This window comes from Algoriphagus sp., assembly GCF_029254265.1.
In the GTDB taxonomy this organism is placed as follows: domain Bacteria; phylum Bacteroidota; class Bacteroidia; order Cytophagales; family Cyclobacteriaceae; genus Algoriphagus.
The window spans coordinates 1-12,937 of sequence record NZ_JAQWXX010000074.1 but is presented as its reverse complement, the minus strand read 5'-3'; the positions used below and the strand labels follow the sequence as shown (position 1 = coordinate 12,937).

Here is a 12,937-nt window from a genome sequence, read left to right as displayed (position 1 = left end):
TATGAAACAATTTTACGCTCTAATCTTTCTACTTCTTCCGCTGACACTTTTTGGTCAGTCAGAAAAAGTGTTTGTGATCTCAGACACTACTTTTTCAGAGGGTTGGAAGAATTTAACAGAGGACTGGCGTTATCAAAAAGGGGATGATCCAGCCTGGGCCAGTCCGGATTTTGATGACGCTTCATGGAGCGAAGTCAGTGCTTACAATCTAAACATGCCTGATGGTGAACATGTCCTCGCCGAGCGCGGTGAAATTGTTTGGTTCAGAAAACGCATTAAAGCAGATAGCAGCTTAACACAGACTATCGTGTTAAATATCCGGCAGCTAGGAGCCTCGGAGATTTATTTAGATGGGAAGCTGATTCACCAACTGGGGAAAGTAAGTGCAAATCAAGACGAGGTCATTTATAATAATCCTTGGAGGCAAATACTTCAATTGCCACTGGAAAAAGGAAAGGAACAGGTATTGGCGGTACGTTATGTCAACGCACAATATAAATTTCCCCTGTATACGAATACCAATGGGGACATTGGACTTTCAGTTTCAACCCTTAGCCATGCCACCTCCACCGATATAGTAAAAAATAGACGAATCGCTGGCTTTCAACAGTTTGACAAAAATTATCACATCGCTTTAGGCATTGCGCTCTTGATGTTTATCATATTCATATCCTTTTTCTTGGTTTTCCCCAATGAAAAAATCAATGGATACTTCGCCATTTCTAATCTTTTTTTGAGTCTGTTTTACGCTGGAGTAATCTGGTCGAATGGTTATACTGGAGATCAGTTTTGGATTTCCTTCCTAATTGCGACCTGTATTGTATTTTCCTTTTCAATCTCACTGTATTGCCTGTACAGCATTATGGAGAAGACCATAGATTTTGGGTATAAAGCAGTAACATTTTTAGGCCTTATCGCCATTGGTTGTTCCTTTTTATACGAACCTCTTATATTAACAACCGCTTGGGCGCTTCTATTATTGGTTGCCGTTATACGAATAGCTTTAAAATCCTGGAACAAAAATAGAGTGGCTAGTATCTTATTTCTGAGTTCTAGTATTATTGCAATAGTATTCTGGGCGATAATTATTTTAACCGATATTGGTTTAATACAGACCGATATTGGGATAACAGATTTTTATATAAAAGATTATGTTCCATTTGCCCAAATGCTCAACTCGGTTGTTTTAGCTATTTACTTAGGTTACGCCTTTGGGAAGCGAAGTCAGGAATTAAGGTTAAACCTGGACAGGGTTCGGAAACTCTCAAAAGAAAAAGAGTCCATTTTATATTCACAAAATGAAACTCTCGAAAAAAAGGTAAAAGAGCGCACCAGGGAACTGAATCAATCCTTAGAAAACCTCAAATCCACCCAAGCCCAGCTTATCCAATCCGAAAAGATGGCTTCACTCGGCGAACTCACCGCCGGCATCGCCCATGAGATCCAGAACCCGCTAAACTTCGTGAATAATTTCTCGGAGTTGAATAGGGAACTTGTTGGAGAGGCTATAGAGGAATTGGGGAAAGGGGATATCGAGGAGACAAAATCCATTCTAAAAGATCTGGGTGAAAACTCAGAAAAAATCGCCCACCACGGCAAGCGGGCAGATGCCATCGTGAAGGGAATGCTCGAGCATAGCCGGGCAAATAAAAGTGAAAAATCGCTGACTAATCTCAATGCTTTGGCTGAGGAATTTTTAAAGCTTTCCTATCACGGGCTTCGGGCGAAAGACAAGAGCTTTAACGCTGACTTTAAATTGGATCTTGATCCGAACTTGCCAAAAGTAAATGTGGTGGCTTCCGATATAGGAAGAGTCATTCTGAACTTGGTGAATAATGGGTTTTACGCCGTCAACGATAAAGCCAAATCTACCCCTCAGCCATCTGAAGGGGAAGAAGGCTACAAGCCTTTAGTAATAATAAAAACAACGGCAGCAAAGTCCCCTTCAGGGGATTTAGGGGTAAAAATCTCCGTCCAGGACAACGGCCCAGGAATCCCCGACTCCATCAAAGAAAAGATCTTCCAGCCCTTCTTTACGACCAAGCCGACCGGGTCGGGAACAGGACTAGGCTTGTCTTTGAGCTATGATTTCGTCAAGGCGCATGGAGGGGAGTTGAAGGTTGAGTCGAAAGGTGAGGAAGGAGCCATATTTTTAATCACATTACCCTTATCCTAAGCATCAAATGGAAAAAGCGAAGAAAGAACTTTTAGAAAACACCTATCAGAAATTTATGAAAGTCGGTTTAGAATCCGATGATCCTAATTTATTGGAAGGCCTGGTGGATCAGGATGTCACTGGGTTTGGAACCGCCATAGATGAAAAAATCTTGGGGATCGAAGACTTTAAGCAACTGATGGTCAATCAAAAAAACCAAAGCGAGGGTATTGACCTCACATGGCGAAATGAGCCGGTACATTGCTTTATTGCTGAAGATGAAAATACAGCAGTCTTTGCAGAGGATATATACTTTAACATCAATACAGGAGAGGAAAACCTGGAAATGTACCTGCGCTTTTCAATTGTTTTGACTTATAGTAAGAAACAGTGGAAAGTTGTTCACTGGCATGGCTCCAAGCCCGAGCAGGTAGAGAGCGAAAAAGACACTTGGGGCATAGAAAGTTACAAGCAAAAAGCAGAGGAACTACAAAAACTCGTAGATGAAAAAACTGCAGATCTGTTGGGGAAAAATCGGGAGCTGGAAATAGAAGCTGCGCTCGAACGGGTAAGAGCCAAGGCTATGGCTATGGAAAAGAGCGACGAACTTGCACCGACCGCTTCTGTACTATTTCAACAACTAAAAACCTTAGGTATCACTACTTATAGTAGTGGATTTACGATTTGGGACGAAAAGCAAAACCAGCTTATTTCTTGGATGTGCAATGCTGATGGTTCAATTAACCCTCCGTTCATCATGCCTATTGCTGAAAATGAATGGCATCAAAACCAATTTGAATCTTGGCAAAGGGAAGAGCGTTTTTTGGTCAAAGACTTCTCAGGGGAAGAGTTGCAATCCTATTTCAAGTATTTGCAATCCTTTCCCATGCTTGGCCTAGCATTTCAAAAATCAATGGATGCGGGATTTCCAATGCCCAAAAGGCAGATCCACCACGTGGCAAATTTTGCTTCTGGTAATCTATTGTTCATTACACTGGAACCTATGCCGGAGGTGCATGGTATATTCCAGCGTTTTGCTAAGGTCTTCGAACAAACCTACACCCGTTTTCTAGATCTCCAAAAAGCAGAGGCACAGGCAAGAGAAGCCCAGGTTGAAGCTGCCTTGGAAAGAGTCAGGGCACAGACCATGGCTATGCACAGCAGTGAGGACGTGGGTAAGTGCATCATCAAAATGTTCAGTGAATTAACAGCCTTAGGCGTTGATGAGGGAACCAGGTTTGGGATTGGCATACTAAACCACAACAACGAAAACAACCAACTTTGGACTGCTCGTAGGGATGGGGAAGAAGTCAAAATGCATATTGGCAATTTGGATATGACTTCGCATCCTTTATTGAAAAAGGCTAGAAAGGCTTGGAAGGAGCAGGTTGCTTTTCATCAATATATTTTGGAGGGACAAGATTTGCTGGATTATTACCAGATGCTCAATAATGCACCTGACTATAAAATCCATATTCCTCTGGAAAAATTACCCAAAAAAGAAATCCAGCATTGTTTCATATTCGAGCATGGGTTCTTTTATGCCTTCAGCCCGCAAGAATTCCAATATGAATTAATTCAAATTACCCAACGATTCAGTTCGCAGTTTGCCCAAACCTACCGAAGATATCTTGATTTGAAAAAAGCGGAGGAACAAGCTCGGGAGGCACAAATTGAGACAGTATTGGAAAGAATACGTTCAAAATCCCTAGCAATGTATAAAACCGATGACTTGGGAGAGGTAGTCAAGGTTGTATTTGAGCAAATGCAAGGGCTAAGTGCGGATATGGGCTTTGCCTCGGTAAGCATTTTTATTTTCCAGGAAGGTTCGAGGGATATCCGGCAATGGATTCCCATATCTGATGGCGTTTCCTCTTTGAGTATTCCCTATTTTGATCATCCAATTTCCTCCGACTTGTTTGATAATAAGGATAATGGGGCTGATTATTTTGCCAAAGTATATACGTTCGAAGAAAAAAATACTTGGCTAAAAAACGGTTTTGAACAAACGGACTATAAACATCTTCCCGAAGAATTTAAAGCCTCCTTGCTAAATTCCCCTGGCTATGCGATGGCAATCGCACTAGCCAAAAATTCAGGAATTTGTATCCCAAGCTTTGCCGGAAAGCTCCCTTCATCCGAAGATGTGGAGATTATGAAACGGGTGGGAAATGTCTTCGAGCAGACCTACACCCGTTTTCTCGATCTTCAAAAAGCCGAAGCTCAGGCTAGAGAAGCTCGAATAGAAGCAGCATTAGAAAAAGTCCGGTCCCGAACCATGGGGATGCAAAGTAGTGCCGAGCTGCCAGAAGTAGCCAACCTGCTCTTTTTGGAAGTGCAAGGATTGGGTGTCCCATCTTGGAGCAGTGGATTTAATGTATTGCTCGAGGATAAGAAATCTGCCGATGCCTGGATGAGTAGCGAGGGTACAATTCAGGAACCCTTCGTCCTACGCTTATGGGGAGAGGCATCCTTTGACGAAATGGGAGCCTTTATCAGGAGCAAAGAAACCTTTATGGTACAGGAGCTTGGGGGAAAAGAGTTAGAAGAACACTATAATTTTATGAAGTCCTTTCCTGACCTAAAGCCCACATTTGAAAAACTTGAGGTGCTGGGTCTTTCGCTTCCCACCTACCAGATCAATCACCTCTGCAAGTTCTCAAACGGATTCCTATTGTTCATCACTTACGAGCCGGTTCAGGATTTCCATGATATTTTCAAGCGGTTTACCAAAGTTTTTGACCAGACTTACACTCGATTTTTAGATCTGCAAAAAGCAGAAGCCCAAGCTCGGGAAGCCAAGATTGAAGCGGCATTGGAGCGAGTCAGATCACATTCCATAGGCATGCAGAGTGCAGCAGATTTTGGAGTGGTGACTAACGAGATGTTTGAGCAGCTCAGGAATTTTGGCGAAGACCTTTATGCGGCAGGAATTGTTTTTTGTGATAAACACGAGGGTCACGTAGAACAGTGGCATAGTATTCCAGGCGGTGGAATGCTGAGCCCTTTCATCGTCCCAATCGATTTGGATTATATCCACCAATACCGGTATGATCAATGGAAAGAAGGGAAAGAACTATTCTCAATAGAAATACCAAGCGATTTTATTGAACAGCATTTTAAGGACATTTTCGATCTGCCCTCAGCTCAAATAGCCCTTCAGGATCTCGAGTCCAGGAATGCGCCCATGCCGGCAACACCGACTTGGGAGATTGATTATGGTGCTTCCTTTAAAAACGGATACATTTTAATATCCTCACTCAAGTATCTGGAAACTACTGACATTCTCCCTCGCTTTGCCCAAGTGTTCGACCTGACCTATACTCGATTCCTGGATCTTCAAAAAGCTGAAAATCAAGCACGGGAATCACAAATCGAAGCATCTCTGGAACGGGTACGGGCTAAGGCTCTAGCAATGCATAGTTCGATAGATCTAAGACAGACTATTACTGTAATTTTTGAGGAACTGAAGGCATTGAATATTAAAACAATCCGCTTAGGGCTAGGATTGGTTGATCCGGATAAGCCTGAAGGAGAAATCGTCACGTCTCGAATTGACGAGAAAGACAATATTCTTGAAGTGAGCGGAAAGTTCAGATTAGAAGGTGACCCAGTCCTTGACAGTGTATACGCTCACTTTAAGCAGCAAAAGGATTATTTCCCCATTCTCGAAGGGGAGGAAATAAACAGTTATTATGCGGCTCTTCAGGGATACGTGAATGTGCAGGGAGAGGGCACTGATATAAAACACTATGGATGCTTCCTTTATTTTAAAGAGGGTTGTCTCTACGCTTGGGCAGCAGAACCACATTCTGAAGGACAGATCAGTATTTTGAAGAAGTTTTCTCGGGTGGTAGAGATCACCTACCGCCGCTACAAAGATCTCATAGAGTCAGAATACCGCGAAAAAGAAGCAGTCAAGCAAGCTTCCCTAGACCGGGTTCGGGCGGAAATCGCCTCGATGCGTACCCCCGAAGATCTTGAACGAATTACACCACTCATCTGGAAAGAATTAACCATCCTAAGCATCCCATTCATCCGTTGCGGGGTATTCATTATTGATCAAAAAGAAGAATATATCGAGGCTTACTTGTCTTCACCGGACGGCCAATCTTTGGGAGTCTTGCGCCTTCCTTTCGATTCAAGCGAACTCACTGACCAAATCGTCCAGGCTTGGAGAAAGGGACAAGTCTACAAGCGGCATTGGGACAAGGAGGATTTCGTACGCTGGATCAACTTGATGATGGAGCAGGATCAGATTCAAGATAGCAGTACCTACCAAGGAGATGCCGCACCACCCGAATCCCTGGATTTGCATTTTGTCCCTTTTGGACAGGGGATGCTTTACGTGGGAGCGGTCAGTCCATTAGATGAAACGGAATTGGAAACGGTCAAGTCTCTGGCAAAAGCCTTTGCCATTGCGTTTTCCCGTTATGAGGACTTTGTCAAATTGGAGCAGGCTAAAGCAGAGATTGAGTCTGCTATGAATGAGCTCAAATCAACCCAAGCCCAGCTCATCCAATCCGAAAAAATGGCTTCCCTCGGAGAGCTTACCGCAGGCATCGCCCATGAGATTCAGAATCCGCTGAATTTTGTGAATAATTTCTCTGAAGTGAGCGCTGAACTGGTAGATGAGATGAATGAGGAACTTGAAAAAGGAGATATTGAAGAAGCCAAATTCATCGGAAAAGACCTCAAAGAAAACCTCTCCAAAATCAATCATCATGGCAAGCGGGCGGATGCGATCGTCAAAGGAATGCTAGAGCATAGCCGAGCGAATAAAGGCGAAAAAGCTCCGACCGATCTGAATGCATTAGCTGATGAGTTTGTCCGTCTTTCTTACCATGGGTTAAGAGCGAAAGACAAAAGCTTTAATGCAGACTTTAAACTAGAACTTGACCCAGATCTACCAAAGGTAAATGTGGTCGCTTCGGATATCGGGCGAGTGATTCTGAACTTGGTGAACAATGGGTTCTACGCCGTCAACGATAAAGCCAAATCAGGAAACGTAGATCCCGATTATAAACCTACTGTATCGGTTAGCAGCGTCTACTCCCCCCTAGCAGGGGGGCAAGGGGGGGTTATTCAACTCAGCGTCCAAGACAACGGCCCCGGCATCCCCGATTCCATCAAAGAAAAGATCTTCCAGCCTTTCTTTACAACCAAGCCGACGGGTTCTGGGACAGGATTGGGTTTATCACTATCTTATGATATAGTGAAGGCGCATGGAGGGGAGTTGAGGGTGAAGTCGAAAGAGGGCGAAGGAACAGTTTTTAATATCAAATTACCTATTGTCTGAATCACAGATTAAGGGGATAAAAAGATTCCACTGAAAATAAGCTATGAGTACGATGCGATCAAAATCCCTGAATTCATTTAAATCCCTGCCTACCGTCCTTTAGGTTTGCAAAGGATAATTTATAAGGAAATTTAAATCTTTTTGATTTATAGGTAACTCAGATATTCAATAAATTAAAAAAGAATGGGGTGAACTTTCCTGCCGCATAGGTTCGAGGCCTATTGCCTGTATCAGTCCCCATTCTTAATTGAGTTGCCAGTAACCAGTTAGAATTTTAGGCTTTAAGGCCTGTTAAAGGTTTTAGTTTCCGCAACTCTCATTTGTTAAACTATAACATCTAAATTATGAAATTCAACTCACTTATCGGAATCGATGTAAGTAAATCTACCCTTGATGCTTATCTGAAAATCAACCAATGCCATGCTATCTTCGATAATAATGAACAGGGTTATCAGGAGCTGGTGGAATGGGTTATGGATAATTCCGGATTGGTTCTCGCTGAAGAATTGCTTTTCGGATTCGAATCCACAGGAATTTATTCTTCAGAACTTGCTTTGTTTCTTAAGAAGCACTCACTCTCATTTTATATTATCTCAGGACTGGAATTAAAGCGATCCCTGGGGATAAGAAGAGGCAAGTCAGACAAGGCAGATTCAAAGGATATAGCTGAATATCTCTATGAAAAGCAGGAGAAGATTATACCTACCGTTCTTCCAACAAAGACCATTCAAGATCTGAAAAAGCTGTTTAATTATAGAGAGCGGCTCGTAAAAGACAGAGCGGCATATATAACCCGTATCAAGGAATATGAAACTGTCGTCTCGAGGAACAAAATAAAAGTCTACCAAAAATCTCATACCGCGGTGATCGCATGTTTGGACAAGCAGATTGAAACAGTTGAAAGAGAAATAGACAGACTTTTACACAAAGAAGAATTGTTACTGAATCAGTATAAACTGATTAACTCTATTAAAGGTATAGGACCTCAAACAGCTCTTGCCCTTATCGTATTAACGGAAGGTTTTACCTTATTTGATACCTGGAGGAGGTTTGCCAGCTACGCCGGGACTGCGCCTTTCCCGAATCAGTCTGGCACATTTAGGGGAAGGACGAAAACGAGTAAACTGGCCAACAAGAGAATAAAAACACTATTGACCCTATGTGCAGGTACAGCAATTCAATACAGTACCGAAATGAGAGTTTACTACCAGAGGAGGATAGATGAGGGGAAAAGTAAAATGAGTACGCTTAACATTATCAGAAACAAACTTCTTGCTAGGGCTTTTGCTGTTGTCAACCGAAATTCCAGCTATGTAGACACCTTAAAATATGCCGCATAAAAAATCTTAAATTCTTCTTGCTTTAACCTTAGAATACAGGCAGGAGTGATTCTGACAAATTATGATATTGCGAAGGCGCATGGGGGGGGCCAATAGCTACAGGGACAGGATGAAAGTTGTTAAAAAGGAAAAAGGAGGAGCTGAGTTTATAATTCAACTCCCGAAATAAAAATCTTATGATAAAGAAACTCGTCACCATCATTCTTCTTGCCCTTACTGCAAACCATGCATTTGCCCAGCAGGATCAAATCTTCTTCAAAGAGTATGGAGTCAAGGAAGGCCTGCCTGAAGAGTTAGCATTTAGTTTCCTGGAAGATAAGCAGGGATTTATCTGGATCGGCACCCAAAATGGCCTAGTCAAATTTGACGGCTATGAAATGAAATCCTTTGGGATCAATCAGCAGCAGGGCAAGTCGAACTCTTTGCTACAAAGAAACCTCTATCTCGGAGTGATGAAGTCCCGTGATGGCAGGCTGTGGCTTGGGGGTGCCGATCCAATGAACTCCGGCTTGTCCATTTACAATCCGGAAGAGCAGTCCTTTACCAATTACCTTTATCACCCGGACTCGACCTTGCTTCCTTTTTCGAGTTCCCTCCCCATACTTGAAGATTATAATCAGAATATATGGTTTTTCAATTTTTCATTGGATCAAGACACCACTGTACTTGGGAGGTTTGATCAACGTACGGAGTCCATCAGCTACTATCCGGAAAGGACTGGAACTGAGAGGTTCAATGATTTAATTCTGACTGGATATATAGCTCAATCCAAGGTGGATAGCTCCTTGTGGATCCTTCAGGACAGACCTCCTTATCAAATCAAGAAATTCAATGCGAAAGCGGATTCCTTTCAGACGATATTCAAAGCTGGTGATCAGGTGCTGAATACCGTGTTGCCCGACACGCTGAATTATTTGATCCAATCTGAAAAATACTTCATCACTGGAAATAACAACAGAGCATTTCTGATCGATCCTGTGCAAAAAAAAGTGATCAGCTATTACGATTTTAAGTTAAGTCAGAACAAAAGCGTGATGGCTTTTATTGATAAGAGGGAGTATCTATGGCTTGGCTCTGGAAAAAATCTCTCCATGGTCAACCTCAAGGACAATACTCGGAAGGATTATGAGTTTGGCGCATCAATACCTTATCCCAATCCGGGAGAAATAGACCTTCTCTTGCAACAATATATCACAGACGCGGACATTTATTTCGAATTATATCAGTCCATCAAGCCCAGTACCTACCTGAGGTACCATTACGAAACCGAAACGTTTTATGTCTATGATCAGCGGTTTAATGTGGAGCAGAATCCTGTCGTGAATAAAGCAGCTGGTTACACACGATTTCATAAAGATTTTTCGGATACCCGCTGGATCGGAACCCGGCCTAATATCTTTAAAGAAGACGTAAAAAGGATCAAATCGATCCGGAAATTTGGAGAGACTCAGGTCGCTATCGATTCGCTAATAAACCTATTTGAGGATAGTCGGGGAAGAGTCTGGGTAAGCTATTACGGGGGAGTGATGGTCCGAAAAAAAATGGATGAACCATTTCAATTATTTGATGCCGATCAGGGAGATTTTCCATTCAGGGAGGCCCCTATTTTTTTAGAAGATTCTAAAGGTCAGATCTGGATGAAATCAAGTTTTCTTTCCAAAAAAGGCATAGCCAGATACGATGAGAAATCAGGTCGGTTCTGGCATTATTTGAAGGGCACTCAGGTGTTGGACTTATTTTTTGATCGGGTAAGAAACCAGCTGTGGATGACCAAAAGTGAAGGAATTTTTGCGGTCAGCCTGGAAGGTAAGGTCCTTTATCAGCTGGCACCTGCCAAAACCAAAGGATTTTCTGCCATTAATAATTTTCAAGACTCCAAAGGTGCGATTTGGTTCAATGATTATGGTGACAATGAGCATGGGCTCATCCGGCTGGAAGTAAATGATAGCCTGTCGGTATTGAATCGAATACCCGGTGATGAAAATTCACTTAGCTCCAATGAAGTTATTTTTGTCATTGAGGACAATTTCCATAACATTTGGATAGGCACAGATGGCGGGCTTAATAAATTCAGCAATGGAAAGTTTGAGCGGATTAATCTGAATTCAATTCAAAGCTATTCCATTGGCAAAAACAATGAATTATGGTTTACGACCTATTCGGGTGAAGGATTGCTCCAAGTAGACCCAGAATCTCGTAGGGTAACCGCATTTGGGATGCAAAAAGGACTCCTCCATAATGACAATCAAATAGCCAATAGATCCCAAAATAAGGTGATATCAACCGACTCAGAAGGAAGAATATACATTCCCACAGTAAGGGGCCTCTCTGTTTTTGACCCTCGGGACAAAACGTTCAGCAACTTTACCGGAGAGCAGGGATTAACTTATACCGAGCTTGCTTATCAAACGCTGACGCTTTCCAACGGAGAAGTGTGGTTTTTGAGTCCTGACGCGATCGACATCATCGATCCTAATGTATTATTTGGTGAGAAAAACACGATCCCACCCAAGGTATGGATTACTTCCATGACCATCATGGACAGTGTCTACGCTGCACCTGACGGAGAAATTTTTACCAAGGCTGTTGACTTCACAGATAAGATCGAGCTTTCCCATTGGCAAAAAGACCTCTCGTTTGATTTTGTCGCATTGCATTACATGAGACCGGAGGATAATCTATATTCCTGGAAACTTGAGGGCTATGACGATGAGTGGTCCGAACCTTCGAGACAAAGAAAGGCCATCTATACCAACCTCTCTCCTGGGACCTACACCTTTCGGGTCAAAGGCTCGAATGCCGATGGAGTATGGAACGAAGTAGGTGATTTTATCACCATCACGATCAAGCCCCCGCTATGGCTGACTACAGGCGCATTTATCCTCTATGGTCTTTTGTTTATTGCCGCAGTAGTTGCCGCCAATCGGTACCAGCAAAATCGTACTATTCTAAAGGAGCGCGAACGTCAAAAAGATGAAAAGCTAGCGCAAGCCAAACAAGTCGAAGAGGCATATCATCAACTTAAATCCACCCAAGCCCAACTCATACAATCCGAAAAGATGGCTTCCCTCGGAGAACTCACCGCGGGCATCGCCGATGAGATCCAAAATCCTTTGAATTTTGTGAATAACTTCTCGGAAGTAAGTGGGGAACTAATCGATGAAATGAATGAGGAAATCGAGAAGGGCGATTTTGAGGAAGTGAAGTTTATCGCCAGCGATCTTAAAGAAAATCTCTCCAAGATCAACCACCACGGCAAACGGGCGGATGCTATCGTCAAGGGAATGTTGGAGCATAGCCGAGCCAATAAAGGCGAAAAAGCTCCGACCGACCTAAACACCTTAGCAGATGAATTTGTGCGTCTTTCCTACCATGGATTAAGAGCTAAAGACAAATCATTCAATGCAGACTTTAATTTGGAACTTGATCCGAATCTACCTAAGGTAAATGTGGTGTCTTCAGATATCGGAAGAGTGATTTTGAATCTGGTGAACAATGCATTTTATGCAGTCAACGATAAAGCTAAATCTACTCCCCAACCCTCCCGAAATATCGGGACAGGCTCTGAAGGGGGAGAAACCTACAAGCCTCTAGTAACAATCAAAACAACGGTGTTGAAGTCCCCTTCAGGGGATTTAGGGGTAGAGATTTCCGTCCAAGACAACGGCTCCGGCATCCCTGAACACATCAAAGAAAAGATTTTCCAGCCCTTCTTTACCACCAAGCCTACGGGTTCAGGAACAGGTTTGGGGTTATCGCTAAGCTATGACATTGTGAAGGTGCATGGAGGGGAGTTGAGAGTAGATAGCAAGGAAGGAGAAGGGACTGAGTTTATGATCTATTTCCCCTTGAAGGATCTATAAATTGAATATAAAAAAATCATCTTTCTATAGCTCTGAGTCAATTCCTTGATAATGAATTGACAATTGGTATTTAAAAAAAAATGAGCCCAGAAAGAATAAACTCCTGAGCCCATTTTTTTGAAGATTATTACTCCCCTCTAGTTCTTGCTGGATCTACTCCCTGACTTGTCCTAGAATGAGTTTACGTAAACCGTAAACTATGAGTAGAGAAAAAACAAGAACAGGCGGTTCTTTAAGCCTTTCAGAGAGAGAGTCAATGATTAAAGAATTTTTGACAGGT

At 42.7% G+C, this 12,937-nt stretch carries 4 protein-coding genes; all 4 read left to right on the top strand.

Annotation, left to right across the window (positions count from 1 at the left end):
• Position 1 precedes the first annotated feature (1 nt).
• The 4 genes from P8O16_RS11095 (at position 2) to P8O16_RS11075 (ending at position 12,657) form a co-directional block, all read left to right on the top strand.
• Entirely contained in the window at positions 2-2,176 is a 2,175-nt protein-coding gene (locus P8O16_RS11095; RefSeq protein WP_300314613.1) for an ATP-binding protein, read from the top strand.
• Between the two features lie 7 nt (positions 2,177-2,183).
• Positions 2,184-7,454 carry an ATP-binding protein gene (locus P8O16_RS20545; RefSeq protein ID WP_367182809.1) on the top strand — a complete coding sequence of 1,757 codons (5,271 nt, stop codon included), beginning with the start codon at positions 2,184-2,186 and terminating at the stop codon, positions 7,452-7,454.
• Positions 7,455-7,798: 344 nt separating this feature from the next.
• The gene (locus P8O16_RS11080) at positions 7,799-8,794 is read left to right on the top strand and encodes an IS110 family transposase (protein ID WP_300314609.1); all 996 of its coding nucleotides are present in this window, start codon (positions 7,799-7,801) and stop codon (positions 8,792-8,794) included.
• A 176-nt stretch (positions 8,795-8,970) separates the two neighbouring features.
• Positions 8,971-12,657, top strand: a complete 3,687-nt coding sequence (locus P8O16_RS11075; RefSeq protein ID WP_300314606.1) for an ATP-binding protein — start codon at positions 8,971-8,973, stop codon at positions 12,655-12,657.
• Positions 12,658-12,937: the final 280 nt, after the last annotated feature.